The sequence below is a fragment of the Nodosilinea nodulosa PCC 7104 genome, assembly GCF_000309385.1.
In the GTDB taxonomy this organism is placed as follows: Bacteria; Cyanobacteriota; Cyanobacteriia; order Phormidesmidales; family Phormidesmidaceae; genus Nodosilinea; species Nodosilinea nodulosa.
Genome location: NZ_JH976537.1, coordinates 777,401 through 797,280 on the forward strand (window position 1 = coordinate 777,401; position 19,880 = coordinate 797,280).

Consider the following 19,880-nt stretch of genomic DNA (forward strand, 5'->3'; position numbering starts at 1 on the left):
CAGCCCCTTTGGCTGCGGCAAACTGGGCCTGGCTCCGGCTCCCTAACTGGTCTAGCCCGCCGCCAAAGGGGCACCCTTGAACCAGACCCAATGAGATGTTTGGTCAAGGGCGATGGACAGCGCCTAGGGCTGCAACCCAGGCGGTTTGCCCTGGCTGCCTCCGATGGGTTTGGCCCGCTGGTGGGCACCCTGAGCCAGGTTCTAAGCCGCCTGGTTTAAATCGGTTACGGGCGCGATCGCTGCTCCCAGCGGTTTAGCCAGCAGGAACCTCAACTGCCGCCGCTGAGCCCGCCCCGGGGACTCTCAGCAATCTGCCCTCTACCCGCTAGCCTATGCTCTACAGTCGGCAACCCTTCCTGGAGTTTTGACCATGACCGCCCGACGCATTTTGATTATTGACGACGAAGCCGATGTGCGAGAGATTGCCAAGGTCAGTCTAGAAATCACCCGGCAGTGGGAGGTGACCACCGCCGCGTCCGGGGACGAGGGGGTGATCCTGGCCTCGACTCACCATCCCGACGCCATTTTGCTCGACGTTGTGATGCCCAAAACTGACGGCCTGGCCACCCTGATAAAGCTCAGTGAGAATATGGACACCCGCCATATTCCAGTGATTTTGCTGACCGCTACCATTCGGCTGGCTACGCAGCAAACCTTTGTCGCCGCCGGGGCGCGGGCGGTACTGGTCAAACCCTTCGACCCCGGCCTGTTGGGAGGACAAATAGAGGCTGTGCTGGGGTGGCAGTAGGCCCGTCTCAGCCTGGTGGGTGTTCACAGAGTTGCCACATTTATTTTTTATGTTAAGGGAGATGTCTTCCTTAACGCCCCATGCTCCCCCTAATCGTCGTTGAGGATCTAATCTCAGCCTTCAAGTTCTGGAACGAGGGCATCCACGAAGGCATGCTCTACCGCAATGACTTTTACGTAATCTTGCATCAATTTGCCCTAACCGATCGTCTGGAAGCCTACCGCCGTGCCACCCAGGAAAGCAACAAAGGATTCAAGGTGTGTGTAACCGTGTCGAAGACCCACTATACGGTCTGGGTTGAGATGCGATCACAGCTGACTTGAGAGGCGGTCCCCTCCGGTGTCCAAGGTCTAAGACGTCTTCTTGCCCCCTCAACATATTCTGTTTTCTACGGTATTAAGCATCTTCCATGGCACAACCGACCCCTGCTCGATCCAGTGAAAACCCATTAGATCTGGCCGACTGCTCAAAGCATTCCTTTGACGATATCTCGCTGCTCATCTGCCACGAGCTGAGAACACCCCTCGCTTCAATTCAGGGGGCGCTCAAGCTGTTGGGGTATCAGCAGTCGGGCTCGCTGTCGGACGACGGCCAAAAGCTGCTGGCGATCGCCATCAACAACGCTGACCGCCTCACCCGCCTGGCCAATGCCCTGGAGAGTCAGCCCGCCCCGCTGCTAACGCTGCTGTCGACCGCTGAGATGGAGCTGCTTCAGCTCGAAAATGACCTGCACCAGGCGGTGCAGCAGCAGCAAATTTATCTGGCCTACCAGCCCATCGTCTCCGTGGGGCCTCAACATACTGGCCGGATTATCGGCTTTGAGGCCCTGGCGCGATGGCAGCACATCCAGCGGGGAGACATCTCTCCCGAAGTCTTTATTCCCCTGTCGGAAAAGGCTGGGCTAATCGATACCCTAGGCCTGTTTTTGCTTGAGCAAGCCTGTCAGCAGCTCCACTACTGGCAAACTCAGTTTCCTGGCCCAGTGCCTTTGAGCATGAGCGTCAATCTTTCAGCGGTGCAGCTGCTTCAGCCGCAGCTGGTCGATCGCATTCGCTGCATTCTTCAGCAAAACCACATTGCCCCCAGCAGCCTCAAGCTCGAAGTCACCGAGAGCGCCCTGATTGAAAACAAGGAGCAGGCCCTAGCGGCCCTAGTCAAGCTTCAGCAGCTGGGTATTCAGCTCTACATCGACGACTTTGGCACCGGCTACTCGTCCCTAGGGCGGCTGCAAGACCTGCCCTTCGACACCCTCAAGATCGATCGGTCCTTCATTCGCAACAAGAATTGGGCCATGAGCGAGGCCATTCTCATGCTGGCTGAGCGCCTAGAGCTAGATGTCATTGTGGAGGGGGTTGAAACCTTCGAAGACCTGATGTGCCTCAAGGATCTGGGCTACAAGAAGATGCAGGGCTACTACTTCGCCAGGCCCCTCGATAGCACCAGCGTTACAAGCCTGCTGTGGCACCAGCAGTCAAAGGACCAAGCCCCTGCCCCGGCACAGTATAGCCTGGTGTAGCCCCACTGGGTTGGCAGGGCAAAGCCCCTAGGCTTACTTGCCAGCCAGGGTTAGAGCCGGAGTCTCTACCCTGGGCGACTGCATCGGGTCGTAGCCCAGCTGCTGGCTAATTCGATGTCTGGCCAGTGCCCGGTACTCCCAAAAGTGCTCTCCAGCGGCACAGAGACCCAGATATACGTTTAGCATCTGCGGCTTATGGGTCAGGATGATCCAGAGCTGGTGCCAGAACTGTCGGCGCAGGTCGGCCCGACGAATGCCCTGGTGCCAGATGATTTGGGCGAAAAGCCGCAGCCCCTTCTTGAGGGGAAACTGCATGGTCTGCCGACGGCGCTGGGGCGAACGAATGTTGAGGCATTGCTGGAGGCAGCGTTTGAGATAGCTGCGAGGTTCGTAGAGCTGCCAGAACCCCGCCACATAGTCGTGGGCCAGTTCGGCCACCGGGCGCGTGGGAATAAAGTTCATTAGGGTGTTTTGGTCGCCAGTGGGGTGGTTGCCGTCGAGCAGGCGCTGCTCCTGCTTCAGCCGCTCCCAGAGGGCGGTGTTGGGCAGGGCTTGCAGCAGGCCCAGCATGGGCTGGGGAATGCTGGTTTGCTCGACGAAGGCCTGAATGCGATCGCCCGCCCCCGAACGTTCACCATCAAACCCCAAAATGAACCCGGCATAGATCAGCAGGCCCGCCTGGTTGATTTTTTGGCAGGCCTCGATCAGGGGGTTACGGGTGTTTTGAACTTTGCGCGTCACCTGCAAGCTGTCTTGGTCGGGGGTTTCAATTCCAAGGAAGACGGCGTAGAAGCCGGCTTCTCCCATCAGCTTTAGCAGCTCGTCGTCTTCGGCCAGGTTGACCGAGGCCTCGGTGATAAACGTGAAGGGATAGCGGTGCTGCTTCATCCAGGGAATCAGCTCGCGCAAGAAGCGCTTGACGTTGCGCTGGTTGCCAATGAAGTTGTCATCGACAATAAACAGCGAGCCGCGCCAGCCCAGGTCGTAGAGGGTTTGAAGCTCGGCCAGGGCCTGGGCTGGCTCCTTGGTGCGGGGCTTGCGCCCGTAGAGCGAAATAATGTCGCAAAACTCGCAGTTAAAGGGGCAGCCGCGCGAAAACTGCATGGCCATCATCAGGTAGGCGTCGCGCTGGAGCAGGTCATAGCGGGGTCGGGGACTCTGACTGACATCGGGCTTCTCCAGGGAGCGAAAGACGCCTTGGGTATCGCCCCGGCTGAGAGCCTCTAAGAACTGAGGCACGGTCATTTCGCCTTCGTCTAAAATCAAAAACTGAGCGCCCGCATCCAGGGCGTCCTGGGGGACCGAGGTAGGGTAGGGGCCGCCTACGGCCACCTGCTTACCCAGCCGCACAGCCTTTCGAATCAGGGCCTGAAAGTCTGGCTTTTGCACCAGCATGGCGGAGATTATAACCAGGTCGCACCAGGCCCAGTCGGCGTCGGTTTCAGGGGTGACGTTGCGATCGCGGAAGCGAATGTCCCATTCTGGCGGCAAGAGAGCCGCGACGGTAATAATCCCTAGAGGTGGAATGGTGGCCTTCAGGCCAGCCATCTCCATGAAGCGATCGTAGGACCAAAAAGACTGGGGAAATAAGGGATAGAGCAATAGTGCTTTCATATCGTTTCACGCTCGCAGCTAGGGGCAGAAAAATAGTCGCGAAAAAAGAAAAACGGCTATGAATTTCTCAGTAACATTTTGCTAAAAGTACCGAGAATAATATATGACAAATTTCGGGTTAGTGCATCTATCTTTCGGCTGTCGTTCTCGATTCAGCCAAACCAAAACAGAGGGTAGCGATCGCTACCCTCTGCCAAAATAATCCACGGTATTCAGATTCCAAAAGCGCTGCGACCCCAGTTGGATCATCTCCCCTGAACCCTGCGGTTTTAATGCGCTCAATCGTACCTTTTTGGATCTTTCTTTTTCTTTTTCTCGCTAGATTCTGCTTTGGGTTTTTTAGTTTCCTTATTGCCTTTTTTTTCCTTGCCCATTGGTTTATTCCTGGTTAAAAACTGAAAGTGAGCAGCAGCTATAGACAGCACTCCTGTCGGCTACAAAGCAGCGAATCGGGCGCGCTGCGGCCCGGATTCTGGGCCAAACGCCCGATTGATGCTCAGGCTGGAGCTTCGTCTGGGATCAGCCGGTGTTGAGAGAGTTAGCGTACCCGGACTGTATTTCTCTGCTGAGTGCTCTGGCCAAATTTATGAGGCCTAAAGGACAATTTATCAACCTAAACTGCCCTACCCTGAAAGGCTCTAGCGGCAATCAAATCTGATGCGTACTGTCTGAAAAGTTCAGGGGCACCCGATCGGCTGCCTCGCAACGTGTAGCGCCGTCGCTGGTATCTACTTATTCTAGTGTGGGTTGGCAAATTCTGGGGGGCATTTACCAACGTTAACTAATTCCCCATCAGACGCGATCGCATCAATTGAGTAAAAGACCCCATTCCGCAGGCCATCGCGGCGCAATCATGGGCTATCTCGGTCTACCCAGACCTTCATTTCAGTTAAGTTTAGGCACCCAAACTGCGTCGCCAGAGCTACATCGGCGGCATCGCGGCCGTGGGCAATGGTGATGCGGTTGCCTCGGGGCGCTGGCTGGGTGGGGTCGAAGGTGTACCAGCGATCGCCCACAAAGGCTTCAAACCAGGCGTGCAGATCCATCGGCTCTAGCTGATAGAGGTAGCCCACGACCATGCGGGCTGGAATGCTCAGGCTGCGGCACAGGGCTAGGCCTAGGTGAACAAAGTCGCGGCACACCCCCACGCGCGTTTTTTCGGTTTCCACCGCAGAGGTAGAGGCATCGCTGGTGTCGTAGCGGTACTCGATGTGGGTATGAATCCAGTGGCGAATGGCGTCTACCTGGTCGTAGGCGGATTCAATATCCCCAACAATCTCGCTGGCCAAACGGCCCAGCAAATCGGCCTGGCAGTAGCGACTGGGCAGCAGAAACTGAAGCGTGTCGGCGGGCAGATCCTGCACGGGCACAAAGGGTGCCCCAAACTGAACCTCAATGCTGTCAGTGGTTTCGGCGATCGCCGTGCTGCTGACACGCAGTTGCCCCTCGGGCACCAGTAGCCGCTGGCACTGGTTCCCGTAGCTGTCGACATAGTCGGCGATGGGAACCGGAGGGTCGAGCTGGTAGTTTTCTTGGACAATCGTTTGACCGCCGCCGCGCGGTCGCAGCATCAGAATCAGCGGAGATGGCTCGGTGGCCTCAAACAGAAGCTCGCACCCTGCATTTAGTCGCATTGGCTCCCCTGGTAGTAGTCCCATAATAGCGGCGGCCATGGGTAGCGGCGATCGCAGCGGTAAAATAGCTCCAGCCCTGGCCCAACAGCAACCCGTACACCGCTGTTGGCCCCGCCCTTTGCCAGGGCCGAGCCTTGGGCTTCAGCTCGTTTTTGAGCCATCTTTCAGGCCAAACAACTGCCCGCTGGCCGCTGCTCTAACGCCCGCTTGATGGGTGTTTTGGGCTAGGGGCAGTAGAGGGTATCGCGGGTACTGCGGCCCGTCACCGGATTGGTGCCCTTGGCCACCTCACACAGCATTTTGTTGACCTTGGGGTCGAGCAGCACGTCGGTAAAGTCGGCCCCGTCGATGGTGGTTTCGCGAAAGTCGGTGCCAAAGGCGTAGGCTCCCTCAAGGATGGCGTTGGTGAGGTTGGCCTGATAGAACCGCGCCCCGTCTAGGGTAGCCCCGCTCATGTCGGCCCCCTCCATATTGGCGCGGGCCAGGGTGGTGTCAAACAGGCGCACGCCGCGCAGGTTGGTGTGGCTCATGTCGGCATCGGCCATATCGGCGCGGGTGTAGTCGTTGCCGCGCAGGTCCTGGTTGGACCAGTCGCTCATGCGCAGGTTTTGGCGATCGTAGCTGGTGGCCTGGGCGGGGCTGCCCCAGCCGATGCAGAGGGCTAGCACCATCAGCGTGGCTACAAAAATCCGACACAGGCTGGATCGACTGACCATGGCTCCTAATCTGTTCAAGGTCTACATATCTGAGTCTACAGGCTGAACCAGAGCCAAACCAAGCCCACCGTCGATAGGTATTCGTGTTGTCAACCATTATTGTCTGGAATCTTGCGTCTGGAATCTTGCGCTTAATTCTGTAGTCATAGGTGGATGCTTGCCTTCGACGATATTGCGGGTGGGCATCCCAGGAACCCTTCGCCCCCAGCGTTAAGAACTCTTGTCTATGGCTACCGACTATGTTTTGTTTGTGCATGGCGTCAAACACCGCCAGCCTGACGAGTTTAACCGCACGGCCCAGGATCTGCTGCAGAACGTGCAGCGAACTATGGGCGATCGCGATCGCACCCTTAAGCCCATCGTGGTGTTTTGGGGCGATTTGAACGTCGGACCCCAGGCTTCCCTGAAACAGGATCTGGAGGCCTCGCCCCAGTGGCGCAAGCTGTGGCTGACCGATTTTCGGATTCAGGAAGTGCTTGAGTTTGCTGGCGATGCGGCGCTCTACCTGAGTCGCCACGTGGGGGCCCAGGTGGTGCAGCGGTTTCGGGAAATGGCGCTACCGGCGTTACAGGGGGCGCAGCCCGGCGATCGCCTCCACCTCGTCACCCACAGCCTGGGCAGCGTCATTCTTTTTGATCTGCTGTTTGCCGCCCGCTGGGATGACCCCAGGCTGGATGGCGACGCCAGCACCCATCAGACTCGTGCGATCGTCCAGCAGCTGCGAGAGGCGTTTTTTGGCCTGGGCCAGCGGCCGGGGGAGGGAATCGCTATCTCTAGTCTGCACACCCTGGGGTCGCCCATTGCCCTGTTCAGCCTGCTCTCGGTGACCGGTGACAGCACCCACGATTTGACCAAAGACATGCGATCGCTGCTGCAAAACCTCTACCACCACCGGGGCCTAAAACCCCTGCCCTGGTACAACTACATGCATCCCGGCGACCCGATCGCCTACCCCCTGCAAGGGCTGATACCCCGGCTGATGGGCAACGCCCAGCTCTATGTGCACCTGCGGGATGTGATTACCGAGCATCGCGGCCTGCCGATTACTGCCGGACGCCTGCCGCTGCTCTGGGGCAGTGATGCCCACAGCAGCTACTGGAAAAGCGACACCGTTGTTAAGACCATGGCAGCGGCGATGCGGTAGGCCTAAAACAATCGGCTGAAGTCCCTATTTTCGGGCAGCCTGAGCTGAAACGTTTCGGTCAGTACCGCTTCCAATTGTTCTGATGAGGTGAGCTGGCGCTTTTCGGTCTGCCCGCTCAGGGAGTGGGTGGCGAGCTCCGTGTTGCGCAGGCCATAGCGGCGCGCAGGGTCTACCCTGGCGGCCATCAGGCCCGTCACAAAAATAGAGTTGGGATGGGTGGAAACATGCCAGTTGCTCACCCCGTAGTCGCAGGCATACTGGGGCTGCAAATCGAACTGGTAGAGCGGTTTCCAGGCTTCGGCAATCTGCGCCTGGAGCACCCAAAATCCGTCGGCCTGCACCAGTCGAAATGGCTCGTGGGGAGTCTCCTGCTCCAGGTCAGGAATCAGCCGCAGCGGGGCGGTCAGCGTCAGTCCGCCAAAGCCCACGTCGGCAATGTAGGGTTCGCCGTCCAGATCCACTAGCAAGACCATGTGGCTGCGGGGAGTCAGGGTATCGGGGGGCAAATTCCACAGCACCCGCGCCCCCAGCCCCGTGACCGAAAAGCCCAGGGTGGTGAGCACCGATCGCAGCAGCCCGTTTTGCTCAAAGCAGTAGCCGCCGCGCCCTCCGTAAATTAGCTTTTGCACCAGCGAGGGCAAGTCTAGCTCGACCGGCTGGCCCAGAAACGAGCTGAGGTTTTCGAAGGCGATCGCCTGGGGATGGCGCAGATGAATGCCTTGCAGGGTGGCCAGGGTAGGGGTATGGCTCCCGTCGTAGCCAATCCGTTGAAAATAGGCCTCAAGATCAGCCGCATCGAGGGTAGGAGCCGATGACATAGGTTAGCTCAATCAGAAATCAATCTACAGAATTCATTATGAGATGAGTCTAGGTTCTATAGCTGCTGGAAAATCCTGGCGGAAAAGCCAGATCTGCCGCCGGGGCCATGTCGCTGAGCGCGGTGATTGCGTCGCGCCCGGTTTCGGTGTTGAATCGTTCTGTTAGCGTCCTTTTATAATGGGCATTTTGCGCCCCCGCCATGAGCGTCGTTCTCTACAACACCCTGACCCGCCAAAAAGAACCCTTTGAGCCCCTGGAGCCGGGCCGGGTAAAAATTTACTGCTGCGGCGTCACGGTGTACGACTACTCGCACCTGGGCCACGCCCGCAGCTCAATCGTGTGGGACACGGTGCGGCGCTACCTGATGTGGCGGGGCTACGCCGTCCGCTACGTGCAAAATTTCACCGACATCGATGACAAAATTCTCAATCGAGCCAAGACCGAGCATTCCTCCATGCAGACAGTGGCTGAACGCTACACCCAGGCTTATCTAGAAGATATGGTCCGCCTCAACGTGTTGGAGGCAGACGAGTACACCTACGCGACCAAAACCCTGGACGGCATTCAGCGCTTGATTGGCGAGCTGGAGCAAAAGGGCTACGCCTACCCCGCCGCTGGGGATGTCTACTACGCCGTGCGCAAGTTCGACGGCTACGGCAAACTCTCGGGCCGCAAGCTCGACGACATGCAGGCCGGGGCCAGCGGTCGGGTGGCAGCGGAGGACTCGATCAAACACGACCCCTTTGATTTTGCCCTGTGGAAGGGTGCCAAGGACGGCGAACCCTTTTGGGAGTCACCCTGGGGGCCGGGGCGACCAGGCTGGCACATCGAGTGCTCGGCCATGATTCGCGATCGCCTTGGCGACACCATTGACATCCACGTCGGCGGCAGCGATCTGGTCTTTCCCCACCACGAGAACGAGATCGCTCAGTCGGAGGCGGCCACCGGCCACCCCCTCTCCCGCTACTGGATGCACAACGGCATGGTGAACGTGGGCGGCGAGAAGATGTCGAAATCCCTCGGCAACTTTACCACCATTCGCGACCTGCTGGATGCGCCCAACGCCCCCGATCCGATGGCGGTGCGGCTGTTTTTGCTCCAGGGCAGCTACCGCAAGCCGGTGGACTTTACCGACGAGGCGATCGCCGCCGCCCAAACCAGCTGGGGTACGCTCAAAGATGGCCTGCTGTTTGGCCACCAGTACGGAGCCAAGCTGGGCTGGGCCGACGCTGAAGATTCTGCCTTTGGCGACCCTGCCGCCATGCGCATCGATCGCGACAGCGCCCCCGTGCAAGCCTTCCAAACCGCGATGGATGACGACTTCAACACCGCTGGCGGCCTGGCGGTGCTGTTTGAGCTGGCCAAGGAACTGCGCCGGGCGGGCAACCTGATTACCCACACCGGCAAGGCCGACACCGACAGCGCCACCCTGCGCCAGCAGTGGCAAACCCTGGTCTGCCTGGCTCAGGTACTCGGTTTAGAAGCTCAGCCAGAAGCGGAAGCCTCTACCGAAGGCGGACTGTCTGCCAGCGAGATCGAGGCGCTGCTGACCCAGCGGCGGGAGGCGCGGGCGGCGAAGGACTTTGCGGAGGGCGATCGCATCCGCGACCTCCTGCAAGCCTCAGGCATTACTCTGATCGACAAGCCCGGCGGCGTGACCGAATGGCATCGCTAAAGCCTCCAACCCCGAGAGCCATAGAGTGTAGATTCGACTTTTCTGAATGCCCGCTCGGCCTTGTCTAGCGATTTCATCAGCTGGGACTCGTTCTCGGGCTCATTAATGGCAATTTGGCCCAGTTCAAGACTGGCCTTAATTAGGCTAAAAACAGGACCATTCATGGGCGGCTGTCCATTGCCGCCGCGAAGCACCTTAGCCTGTTTGGCTAAATCATCGAGCAGCGGGGCAAAGTCTTTATTGGGTTTTAGTATTATCCTTGCCGCATCTTTGCGCGGAGGCGAGTCGAAAGATTCAATAATTCGGCCCGCATTTTTGGCCAATAGATATAGCTGCTTTAGCTCGCTTTTGATGCCCCCGCCAAAGTAGATGTTTGTGCCTTGGAGTAGCCCATCGTAGACAATTTGCCCTTTGAAAGGAAGCAGCACCGCTTTAACTAGCAGCGGCAGATTGCTTCGATGAATCATTTCATCAAAGCTGTCCCACAGCCCTAAAACTCCATAAACCACATCTTTATCGCTGATAAAAACGGCGTACTTTTTGAGAAAGCGCTCAATGTAAAAGGTCCCATCGATAAAGTTCTTCCACGAGGCGATAATCTTGAGCTGATCGGTCCTAAAACCCGAAGGATTTTCTTCGACGAAGCAATCAATTAGCTCTGGATGTTGATACAGCGCGTCCCGAACGGCCATCTTCTCTTCCGTTGGGCGGGTTTCAAAGACTGCTGGTTCTTCGATGTGAGGCACAAGTTTGAGCCGCTGGTTGACGTAGATTTGCAGACTCCACATCAGCTCAAAGAATAGGGCCGCATCAGCTTCAGAAAGTTTCATAGCAAAATCAGGACGATCAGCACTCCATACTGATACCACAGGTTTAAGGTAACCATTGTCGTCCTAGCGCTGTAAAAAACTCCCTGTGCTGCCGAAATAGGGTGTAGCTATAGACCGCAAAAATCCCCAGCAGGCACAGGTGGGTGAGGGTGCTGTAGGTGCCGATAATGTCGCCCGGTGTCCAGCTGTGATCGTTGATCAACCGATTCATGTCGCCATCGTCAACATCGCCCCACATGCTGCCAAAAGGAATTGACGCCTTGCCGCTCGGGACTCGCTGCCATAGCCACACCTGATCCCAAAAACAAAAGGCCGCCGCCAGTACTACCGGAAAGCGGTAGAAATCCCACCGAAAGTACTCGGGCAGCGGCAGGTAAAAGCTGACAATTAGCAGCGCCGACAGGTAAATTTCGCCGCCGATGCCGCCAAACAACAACCACATATCGAACTGGTTGGCCGACATTAGCCAGGTCATGTAGAACTGCACCACCGCCAGCAGCACCGCTAGCACCATGGGCCAGCGTTTGCCCTCGCGCCGCCCGGCCCAAAACAGCAGCCCCAGCAGAATCAGAATACCGACATAGACGAAGAACGATCGCCTCGGGTCCACGCTTGTCCACCCAATCGGTAGGGGGATAGCTCGCCGCCCGGCCAGCCAGGCGATGGTGGCATGGCCAAACTCATGGATCCAAATTTTGATACCCCGGAACAAGACATTCACAATCGGCATGGCGTTCATCAGCATTCCCGCCAGCAGCAGCAGTGGAAAAATCAGCCCGTTGCTGTAGCGGTTTTGAAACGAGAGCAGATCGGTGTCATCTGCGGCGGGCTGGGTCGGTTGGGGGTTTGACTGGAGGCGCTGCGATCGCGGCGCTGGGCTGCGGGGATACATGACTGGCGCGGCTTCCTCCGTAACCGGAACGTATGCGGGTTCGTTCTGTTCCAACTGGGCTTGTTCTAATTGGGTTTTGATGGTGGTGAAAGCCCACTTGTGCGGTTCTAGGGCGGCGCGATCGCCCCGTTTCAACAGCTCTGCCCGTCGCCTAAAATACACCGACTCCACCTGGGGCAGCGATGCTCCCACCGCTAGCCCTAGCTCCTGGTAGGCGCGGGCGATCGCAGCCGGTGCTGGTTCCCTGGGCGCAAGCGCTTCGGCAGATTCCGGCTGTTGGTCTTCTGGACCTTCTGGCTCAGCTAACCCCTGATCTTCACGGGCAGTCAAGGCAGACGACAATAGCGCAATTTCCTCGGTCCACTGTGGCTGCGGCGCCCCGGCTTGCTCTCCGTACAGCTGCAAAATGCCGATGGTGGGCACCTGCAACTTTGCGATCGCCCGCTGAGCATAGGCCACCGTGGCCGCCTGGGGCGGAGCCGGGTTGCCCGTGAACCAGAGGTGGAGGCAATAGCTCTGGCGATCGCCCCGCACCTCAATGCCTTTGGATTTAAGAGATTGGGTGAGCAGGGCTGCGATCGCCGCCGCGTCCCCATCCTTAGCCTGCTCTACCAGAGAAAGAGTCGCCATAACATTCCTAGACCCTGCCGAGGCTATACCTATTTCCCAGACTACCCAACCCCCACCGCCAACGCCCGCCTAGATAAGATAGGGACGGCAAAGGTTCACAGGTGAGGACAGCCCGATTGAACAATGCGATAGACGGAGCAATTTCTGCCGGTGGCCTGGTCATTGCCGGAGAGCGCAGCGGCGTTGGCAAAACCACCGTCACCCTGGCGCTGCTGGCGGCTCTGGCGCAAAAATCCCCCCGCGTGCAGTCGTTTAAGGTGGGGCCAGACTACATCGATCCCATGTTTCACCAGCGGGCCACGGGCCGCCCCTGCTACAACCTCGACCCCATTCTCACGTCTGAAACCTACGTGCAGCAGTGCTTTGCCCACCGCTGCCGCGATGCCGAGTTTGCCCTGGTAGAAGGCGTCATGGGCCTCTTCGATGGCGCGTCCGGTCTGTCGGATGTGGCCAGCACCGCCCATATTGCCCGCCTGCTGAATCTGCCGGTGCTGCTGGTGGTAGATTGCGGCCGCCTGTCCCGCTCCGTGCTGGCGATCATTCATGGCTACCGCACCCTCGATCCTAGGGTTCACATTGCCGGAGTGGTGCTAAACCGGGTAGGCAGCGATCGCCACCTCGACCTGCTCACCGACGCCCTCTCCAGCATCGATATCCCTATCCTTGGCGTATTGCGCCGACAGGACGCCATTTCCCTACCCGATCGCCATCTGGGCCTCGTCCCCACCGCCGAACTCCCCCACCTGCCCGAAATTTTAGATCGCCTCGCCCACCTCGGCCACACCTGCTTCAACTGGGCCGCCCTCACCCCCCTGCTGCAAACCCCACATCCCCCCGCACCCACGTCCCCCCATACACCCCCACCCCCACGCCCCCACGCCCCCACGCCCCCACGCACTACCGCCCCCAAAATCGCGATCGCCCAAGACCCCGCCTTCAGCTTCTACTACCCCGACAACCTCGACATTCTCACCACCCTGGGCGCTGAACTTGTCTCCTGGAGCCCCCTGACCGATAAACGCCTGCCCGCCGACATCGACGGCCTCTACTTCGGCGGCGGCTTTCCCGAAATGTTTGCGGCAGAACTGGCGGCAAACCAGGGCTTACTGACTCAGATCAAAACCGCTTTGCAGCAGGGGTTACCCGCCTACGCTGAGTGCGGCGGGCTGATGTATCTGGCTACCACCCTGGTCGATTTAAATGAAAAATCCTGGCCCATGGTGGGGCTTTTGCCCAACGCCGTACGCATGGGCAAACGCCTGACATTGGGCTACCGTCAGGCCACAACTCAGCAGCCCAGTCCCTTCCTGTCGCAGGGGCAATGCCTGTGGGGACACGAGTTTCACCGCTCCCAGCTAGACACCCCGCCCGCCCGTCCCCTCTACCAGCTCAAGCGCTACGGCGCTGCGCAGCCCCACGCCACCGAGGGATGGAGCCTACATAGGGTCCACGCCTCCTATCTGCATCTGCACTGGGGCGATCGCCCAGAGGTAGCCCAGGCGCTAGTGGCCGCCTGCACCCGCTACGCGCAGTCTGCACGCCCAAAAGTGGCCCCTTTTCAGCGCTAAAAAGGGGCCATTGACGCGCTATTGACTGTGCCTGAGCGCCGTCTAACTCTCATTTATCAGAATCTTAGAGGTAAATTCGGCTGCGCAGGGTAGAGGCTTGAATGTGGCGCTGGGCAGTCCAGCGATCGCGGCTAGCAGCCTTAAGCTCCTGGCTGCCGGGCATAAAGCCACCGCCCAGGGCGTCGCTCATGTGCACAAGCTGTTCTGTGGTCCAGGTTTTGCTGGCTTGATTGTTCATATGACCTCCTTTGAATACATATGAATACTAACAAAACCGTATTTTCATATACCAAACATGTCGTTTATGTTTTTCATGAGAAGATTTGATGGAGAATCTTCCCTGGGGATGAGGCCACGCTTGGCCAGGCGAAATCATGCCTTTGGCCAAAACGCTAACCGCCTTCCTGGCATCAGAAAAGCGGTTGGCGGTTATGTTTCCAATTATCTAACTCAGGCGGCCAAGCCAGACCTAGGCTGGGCTCAAAGCAGACCTAATCACCAAAGCTAGAAATTAAAGTCTTGGCCGACTCGATCGCTGTGGAAAGCAGAGTAGCGTGCTCGGTTAGGGCGGCGGCTCCCGCTGCGGGGTCAGCCGAGTCTAGGGCGGTGGTGTCGGTTGACAGCAGAGCTAGGGCACCAGAGACATCCTCAAAGGCCTTTTGCAGCTCATCAAACTTGGTGCCCAGCTGGGTATCAATGGCCTCTTTGAGCTGATCGGGGGCTTCGGCCAGGGTTGTCTTAAACTTGGCCGTGTCGGCAACCAGAGCGTCAAAGGATGCCGAGGCAGTATCTAGCGCTGTCTTTGAGCTTTCGATTTTGGGGTCTAGGGCGGTAGCGGTGGCAGCGGTTGGGGAGGCCGCTGCTTTGCTGAGCTGCTTGGCCAGATCTTTAGTGACTGACTTCAGGGGTTTGACCGCCTCGGAAAACGAATCTTCCAGCGCGTCTGAGTAGTCATCTAAAACAGACTCCACAAACTCTTGGGCCGCCTCGGTCATCTTGAGATCCATGGTTTCGCTCAGGCTGCCCTTAGGCCCAGCCAGGGCTTGGGAAGAGGCTCCAGGCCCGCCCCAACAGATTAGAGTGACGACCAAAACCCCAGCCACCATCGCCTTTAACGCTCGACCAGTGAATTGATGCAGATGAGTCAGCATGAAACTGTTCCTAAAAAATCTAAAGAATCACGAAACTTAAACCGCTAGCTAAGGAGCCAGTGCCTAGCTTGCTCAGGCAGCAGAGGACCAGGACGACCCTGCAACAGCATCGCCGGAGGGCCGCTACCCAGCGCGATCGCCCCCAGCCGCAACACAAAAATTCACAGAAGATAGACCCCAATCTCACCCTGATGATCCGCGGCAAAATCTCTGTATACAGTCCACAAGAACTGTACACAATCGCTCTGGCTTTTTCAATCACTGCACAAAAATCAAAAGACTCTCTAAAGAGTTTGAGGGGCGAGTACCCAGACCTTTGGCACATTGACTTGAGCTTTGGGGACTTGAGCTTTGGGAACTTGGCCGCCATGATTCTTGGCTACGCCCGATCGCTTTTTGCTTGGCATCCGGCAGATATAGCCATAGTCACTGAGGTTAGAAAATCCAGAGACGCTTGAATGTTTTGAGGGAAATTTCTTAACCAGACTGGCTACAGCTATACATCGGCTGAAAGCCTTAGGCCAGGCCCAGATTAGTGCTATGGTGAGACTATAAGTTTTTGTTGAGATTAGGAGTTGAGCCGTGGTTGAGCCGTTACTTAGTGGCATTGTTCTAGGGTTTATTCCTGTTACTCTGGCTGGCCTGTTTGTTGCCGCCTACATGCAGTACCGCCGGGGTAATGAGCTGGGCCTGTAGGCCAGTTAGTTAGCCTAGAGCTAAGTAAGCACTTCCCACAGCCGCCTCAACCGAGGCGGCATTTTTAATGGGCACTGGCATTAGCCCGGCTCGTAGCTGTCGCCAGGTTTCGTTGGCGGCACCCCCTCCCGCCGTATAGATCTGCCGCAGCGGCGAGGCTCCTAGCTCAGCCAGCAGAGTGTAACCTCGCTGCTCGATGCGGGCTATGCCCACCAGCAGACCGTGTAAAAATTCTGCATCACCCTCTGGCCGGGGGGTGATGCGAGGGGCTAACTCCGGATCGTTGATGGGGAAGCGCTCCCCCGGCTGGGTCAGGGGGTAGTAGTCCAGGTCGGTGGGAGCAGCAGGATCGATCTGCTGGCTTAAGGCAGCTAGAGCATCCCGGTCAAAGAATTTTTCGAGCACGGCACCGCCGGTATTTGAAGCGCCGCCCACCAGCCAGAGGTGGCCCAAGCGGTGGCTGTAAATGCCGTACTCCATTGCATCAATGCGGCGATCGCTGAGCAGCTTAATCACCAGAGTTGACCCAAGCGAGGTCACACCATCTCCGGGAGCGCTGGCTCCGCTGGCCAAAAACGCCGCAATGCTGTCGGTGGTGCCCGCCACCACCTGACACTGGGGCGACAGGCCAAACTGCTGGGCGATCGCCGCCGTCACTAGCCCCACCACCTGTCCTGGCGCCAGCACCTGAGGCAGCATGGCGCTCCAGGGCTGCCCCTGCATCGCTGGCGGATAGCACAGATCACCGACGTCGTAGCCGAGTTTGAGGCTGTTGTGGTAGTCGCTCAGCCCCCACTGACCGTGGAGCTGGGCGCTAAGCCAGTCGGCCTGGTGCAGCAGGTAAGCGGCCCGCTGCCAACGTTCTGGGGGCAATGTCTGGTGCCACCACACCAGCTTGGCCAGGCTAGAGGTAGCGCTGGCGGCGGGGCTGTGGAGCGGGGCGAGGGTTTTTACCCGATCCAGCGCATCTGGGCAGGGGTGGTTGTAGAGCAGCGGCGGGGTGAGGGCAGAGCCGGTGCGATCGCACAACACCACAGTGCCCGACGTGCCATCGATGGCGATGCGACCAATCTGGGGGGCGATCGCCCCAGGCAGCGCCCCCAGCAGCTCAAACAGAGCTTGCTGCCAGTTTCCAGGGGCAGGCAGGTCGGGGTACCCCTGGCGATACTCCCAACAGAGATGCCGCTGCGGATCGACCACAGCGGCACGCACCCCAGAGGTGCCAAAGTCTATGCCCAAAGCCACGGGGAGAGCCGCCACGCAGTCATCGTCGCTACGGATCACGATCCCTGAAGCCCTGTCTAGATGCTGATTTCGCTCAGGGAGCGGGTGATGTGGTCAAAGGGATAATCGACCACAGAGGGATCGGCAACCCCGGCCTCTTGCACCTTGGCCTTGACCAGGTCCTTCATGATGTTGATGCCGATTACCGTGGGGGCAATGGGCACCCCCAGGGAGTTGTAGGTTTCGCGCAGCCCCGTCAGCACGCGCTCGTCGAGCACATCGGGGTTGCCCGCCACCAGGGCATAGCTGCTGTAGCGCAGGTAGTAGTCCATATCGCGCAGGCAGGCGGCGTAACGGCGGGTGGTGTAGGCATTGCCGCCGGGGCGAATTAGCTCGGGCACTTGGGCAAACAACATTACGCCAGCCTCTTTGACAATGCCAGCGGCGTTGGCGCTAATGATCGCCGCTGCCTTGATGCGATCGAGGCCGCTGTCAAAGTAAGACTTAATAGAGTCGAGGGCGTTGGTATCGAAATAGCGCCCGGTGTTGTCGTAGGTCCTGATCAGCGTGGTGACAGCGTCCCGCATAGGTGGTTTCTCCCAACTCTCACTTGGCAAACAGCATTTAATAAACGGTTGCAGGCCTGGCTGGCCCGCCCCTGGCCAGAGGCTCTAACCTCTACAGTTACCAGGTTTTATACTCGAAAGAGTCTACCACGCAGGCTTGGCCCCTGCGCCGCCCCGCCCCGCCAGAGGTAGGGCTTTATGAGTGAATTGTTACAAAACATCATGGTCTACCCCTGAGCTTTTGCTGGCTTTCCCCGAAAAAAAGTAGTAGCCGATACAAAATGGGCTAACCCCTCTCCCTAGGATGATTCAGATGAGTTGATGCCTGTGATACTTGCAGGGAAGGTATGTCTATGCAGGTAAAGCAGTTCTATCTATGGCCTGAGCGGCAAAGCTCTGCCCATGGAAGGGAAGGCCTGAAGAGGCTAAGGCATCATTCACGCTGAGTTAAATCGGTTTCCCCGACAGTTTGAACGCTACGAGTATTGAACGCTAAACGAGGCTAAGGAGTAGTTCATGGCAACCCCAGCAGACATCCTGAAACGCATTGAGGATGAAGGCATTGAGTTAATTGACCTCAAATTTATTGACATGCCGGGTATCTGGCAGCACCTCACCCTACACAAAAGCCAGATCGACGAAAGCAGCTTTACCGATGGGGTAGCCTTCGACGGCTCCAGTATTCGCGGCTGGAAGGCCATCAACGAGTCGGACATGATGATGGTGCCCGACCCCGCCACCGCCTGGCTCGACCCCTTCATGGCCGAGCCCACTCTGAGCATGATCTGCACCATCAAAGAGCCCCGCACCGGCGAGCTCTACTCCCGCTGCCCGCGCGCGATCGCCACTAAAGCGATCGAGTACCTCAAAACCACTGGCCTGGGCGACACCGCCTTCTTTGGCCCCGAAGCCGAGTTCTTCATCTTCGATGACGTGCGCTTCGACCAAAACGAGCACTCCGCCTACTACTACGTCGATAGCGTAGAAGGCCGCTGGAACACCGGGCGGGAAGAAGTTGGCGGCAACCTGGCCTATAAGCCCCGCTACAAAGAGGGCTACTTCCCCGTCGCCCCCACCGACACCTCCCAGGACATGCGCAGCGAAATGCTGCTGACCATGGCCCGCCTGGGGGTGCCGATCGAGAAGCACCACCACGAAGTGGCTACCGGCGGCCAGTGCGAGCTGGGCATCCGCTTCGGTGAGCTGATCGAAGCTGCCGACTGGCTGATGATCTACAAGTACTGCATCAAGAACGTCGCCAAGAAGTGGGGCAAAACCGTCACCTTCATGCCCAAGCCCCTGTTTAACGACAACGGCTCGGGTATGCACACCCACCAGTCAATCTGGAACAACGGCGAACCCACCTTTGCTGGCGACCAGTACGCCGGTCTGAGCCAAAATGCCCTGTACTACATTGGTGGCATTCTCAAGCACGCTCCCGCCCTGCTGGCCCTGACCAACCCCACCACCAACTCCTACAAGCGTCTGGTGCCTGGGTTCGAGGCTCCGGTAAACCTGGCCTACTCCCAGGGCAACCGCTCCGCTTCGGTGCGCATTCCCCTCTCGGGCGACAACCCCAAGGCCAAGCGTCTAGAGTTCCGCTGCCCCGATGCCACCTCCAACCCCTATCTGGCCTTTGCCGCTATGCTCTGCGCCGGTATCGACGGCATCAAGAACCAGATTCACCCCGGCGACCCGCTGGATGTAGACATCTACGACCTCAGCCCCGAAGAGCTGGCTAAGATTCCCTCGACCCCTGGCTCGCTGCTGGATGCCCTCAAGGCTCTGGAAGCCGACCACGAGTTCTTGACCAGCACTGGCGTGTTTACCGAAGACTTCATCAGCAACTGGATCGAGTACAAGCTCGACAACGAAGTCAACCCTATGCGCCTGCGCCCCCACCCCTACGAACTGGCTCTCTACTACGATTGCTAGAGAAAGTAAGCTAGCTCTCGTCTAGCAAGGTAAGTAAAAACTCAAGAGGCTGGGGGTTAAACCTCGGCCTCTTTTTATGTTTATTGTGTTTATTATTAAGGCAATAAAACTCCAGTTTTTTTAAAAAAATCCTGTACGTTAAGAACATCGATCGCCAAGGCTAGAGCTAAGCTGCCAGGCATTACAAATTGGCCTTTACGGAATCGGGGTTTGCAATTCGGATTCGTTATAAGAGCTGCTTCTAAAGTTTCCTAATCCTGGTGACTGACAAAACCCTTGAAATTCTTATGCTGGCGTAGGTTGGGTTAGCGTTAGCATAACCCAACAAAACCGTTACTGGTGTTGGGGTTTCTCCTCTGAAGATGCTACTTCGCTCAACACCAACCTACATCAGAATTTTTGTGAGTCAATCAGGTCCTAACCTTTCTGGCTCTAATGGTTTATCAGGCTTAAATCTATAGGTTGGGCAAAGCGCTAAAAGCTTACGGCTGTTGGGTTTCACTTCGTTCCACCTAACCTACA

Annotated in this window: 20 protein-coding genes; 9 read left to right on the forward strand and 11 right to left on the reverse strand. The window is 57.9% G+C overall.

Annotated elements, in window-relative coordinates:
- The first annotated feature begins 90 nt into the window (after window positions 1-90).
- The 4 genes from LEPTO7104_RS42195 (at window position 91) to LEPTO7104_RS32545 (ending at window position 2,264) form a co-directional block, all read left to right on the forward strand.
- Entirely contained in the window at window positions 91-219 is a 129-nt protein-coding gene (locus tag LEPTO7104_RS42195; RefSeq protein ID WP_017297123.1) for a hypothetical protein, read from the forward strand.
- A 151-nt stretch (window positions 220-370) separates the two neighbouring features.
- A complete protein-coding gene (locus LEPTO7104_RS0103320; RefSeq protein WP_017297124.1) occupies window positions 371-748 on the forward strand; it encodes a response regulator in 378 nt (125 codons plus the stop codon).
- An 80-nt stretch (window positions 749-828) separates the two neighbouring features.
- Window positions 829-1,071, forward strand: a complete 243-nt coding sequence (locus LEPTO7104_RS0103325; protein ID WP_017297125.1) for a hypothetical protein — start codon at window positions 829-831, stop codon at window positions 1,069-1,071.
- A gap of 86 nt (window positions 1,072-1,157) precedes the next feature.
- Window positions 1,158-2,264 carry a putative bifunctional diguanylate cyclase/phosphodiesterase gene (locus LEPTO7104_RS32545; protein WP_017297126.1) on the forward strand — a complete coding sequence of 369 codons (1,107 nt, stop codon included), beginning with the start codon at window positions 1,158-1,160 and terminating at the stop codon, window positions 2,262-2,264.
- A 33-nt stretch (window positions 2,265-2,297) separates the two neighbouring features.
- Here the strand turns inward: LEPTO7104_RS32545 and LEPTO7104_RS0103335 are convergent, their stop codons facing one another.
- From LEPTO7104_RS0103335 to LEPTO7104_RS0103355, 4 genes are all read right to left on the reverse strand, one after another.
- Window positions 2,298-3,878, reverse strand: coding sequence for a B12-binding domain-containing radical SAM protein (locus tag LEPTO7104_RS0103335; RefSeq protein WP_017297127.1), 1,581 nt, complete (start codon window positions 3,876-3,878; stop codon window positions 2,298-2,300).
- Window positions 3,879-4,729: 851 nt separating this feature from the next.
- The gene (locus tag LEPTO7104_RS0103345) at window positions 4,730-5,512 is read right to left on the reverse strand and encodes a transglutaminase-like domain-containing protein (protein WP_017297129.1); all 783 of its coding nucleotides are present in this window, start codon (window positions 5,510-5,512) and stop codon (window positions 4,730-4,732) included.
- Complete coding sequence (locus tag LEPTO7104_RS39850; protein WP_017297130.1) at window positions 5,503-5,673, reverse strand: hypothetical protein; 171 nt, start codon at window positions 5,671-5,673, stop codon at window positions 5,503-5,505. Before LEPTO7104_RS39850 ends, LEPTO7104_RS0103345 begins: the two co-directional genes overlap by 10 nt.
- A gap of 63 nt (window positions 5,674-5,736) precedes the next feature.
- Window positions 5,737-6,228, reverse strand: a complete 492-nt coding sequence (locus LEPTO7104_RS0103355) for a pentapeptide repeat-containing protein (RefSeq protein ID WP_017297131.1) — start codon at window positions 6,226-6,228, stop codon at window positions 5,737-5,739.
- Between the two features lie 226 nt (window positions 6,229-6,454).
- On the opposite strand from LEPTO7104_RS0103355, the gene LEPTO7104_RS0103360 reads away from it, so the two are divergent.
- The gene (locus LEPTO7104_RS0103360; RefSeq protein ID WP_017297132.1) at window positions 6,455-7,372 is read left to right on the forward strand and encodes a DDHD family phospholipase; all 918 of its coding nucleotides are present in this window, start codon (window positions 6,455-6,457) and stop codon (window positions 7,370-7,372) included.
- A gap of 2 nt (window positions 7,373-7,374) precedes the next feature.
- Here LEPTO7104_RS0103360 and LEPTO7104_RS0103365 read toward each other — a convergent pair whose 3' ends face one another.
- Window positions 7,375-8,190: an arylamine N-acetyltransferase family protein gene (locus tag LEPTO7104_RS0103365; RefSeq protein ID WP_017297133.1), complete on the reverse strand. Its 816-nt coding sequence runs from the start codon at window positions 8,188-8,190 to the stop codon at window positions 7,375-7,377.
- Between the two features lie 200 nt (window positions 8,191-8,390).
- Here LEPTO7104_RS0103365 and cysS point away from each other — a divergent pair, with 200 nt between their 5' ends.
- Window positions 8,391-9,866: a cysteine--tRNA ligase gene (gene cysS, locus LEPTO7104_RS0103375; RefSeq protein WP_017297135.1), complete on the forward strand. Its 1,476-nt coding sequence runs from the start codon at window positions 8,391-8,393 to the stop codon at window positions 9,864-9,866.
- Here the strand turns inward: cysS and LEPTO7104_RS36630 are convergent.
- Both LEPTO7104_RS36630 and LEPTO7104_RS36635 read right to left on the reverse strand, forming a co-directional pair.
- Window positions 9,863-10,696 (reverse strand): hypothetical protein, encoded by an 834-nt coding sequence (locus tag LEPTO7104_RS36630; protein WP_017297136.1) that lies wholly within the window; start codon window positions 10,694-10,696, stop codon window positions 9,863-9,865. The genes cysS and LEPTO7104_RS36630 overlap by 4 nt on opposite strands.
- Before the next feature lie 43 nt (window positions 10,697-10,739).
- Window positions 10,740-12,218 carry a zinc metalloprotease gene (locus tag LEPTO7104_RS36635; protein ID WP_017297137.1) on the reverse strand — a complete coding sequence of 493 codons (1,479 nt, stop codon included), beginning with the start codon at window positions 12,216-12,218 and terminating at the stop codon, window positions 10,740-10,742.
- A gap of 116 nt (window positions 12,219-12,334) precedes the next feature.
- Here LEPTO7104_RS36635 and LEPTO7104_RS0103390 point away from each other — a divergent pair, with 116 nt between their 5' ends.
- Window positions 12,335-13,786 (forward strand): cobyrinic acid a,c-diamide synthase CobB, encoded by a 1,452-nt coding sequence (locus LEPTO7104_RS0103390; protein WP_017297138.1) that lies wholly within the window; start codon window positions 12,335-12,337, stop codon window positions 13,784-13,786.
- A gap of 64 nt (window positions 13,787-13,850) precedes the next feature.
- Here the strand turns inward: LEPTO7104_RS0103390 and LEPTO7104_RS39855 are convergent, their stop codons facing one another.
- Both LEPTO7104_RS39855 and LEPTO7104_RS0103400 read right to left on the reverse strand, forming a co-directional pair.
- Entirely contained in the window at window positions 13,851-14,024 is a 174-nt protein-coding gene (locus tag LEPTO7104_RS39855; protein ID WP_017297139.1) for a hypothetical protein, read from the reverse strand.
- A gap of 253 nt (window positions 14,025-14,277) precedes the next feature.
- The gene (locus tag LEPTO7104_RS0103400; RefSeq protein WP_155523499.1) at window positions 14,278-14,937 is read right to left on the reverse strand and encodes a hypothetical protein; all 660 of its coding nucleotides are present in this window, start codon (window positions 14,935-14,937) and stop codon (window positions 14,278-14,280) included.
- 582 nt (window positions 14,938-15,519) lie between these two features.
- On the opposite strand from LEPTO7104_RS0103400, the gene petG reads away from it, so the two are divergent.
- Window positions 15,520-15,633, forward strand: a complete 114-nt coding sequence (petG, locus tag LEPTO7104_RS37905; protein ID WP_071527173.1) for a cytochrome b6-f complex subunit V — start codon at window positions 15,520-15,522, stop codon at window positions 15,631-15,633.
- Between the two features lie 9 nt (window positions 15,634-15,642).
- Here the strand turns inward: petG and LEPTO7104_RS0103410 are convergent, their stop codons facing one another.
- Both LEPTO7104_RS0103410 and apcB read right to left on the reverse strand, forming a co-directional pair.
- Window positions 15,643-16,917: an FGGY-family carbohydrate kinase gene (locus LEPTO7104_RS0103410; protein ID WP_017297142.1), complete on the reverse strand. Its 1,275-nt coding sequence runs from the start codon at window positions 16,915-16,917 to the stop codon at window positions 15,643-15,645.
- Between the two features lie 17 nt (window positions 16,918-16,934).
- A complete protein-coding gene (apcB, locus tag LEPTO7104_RS0103415) occupies window positions 16,935-17,444 on the reverse strand; it encodes an allophycocyanin subunit beta (protein WP_017297143.1) in 510 nt (169 codons plus the stop codon).
- A gap of 495 nt (window positions 17,445-17,939) precedes the next feature.
- On the opposite strand from apcB, the gene glnA reads away from it, so the two are divergent.
- Window positions 17,940-19,358, forward strand: coding sequence for a type I glutamate--ammonia ligase (glnA, locus tag LEPTO7104_RS0103420; RefSeq protein WP_017297144.1), 1,419 nt, complete (start codon window positions 17,940-17,942; stop codon window positions 19,356-19,358).
- Window positions 19,359-19,880 lie beyond the last annotated feature (522 nt).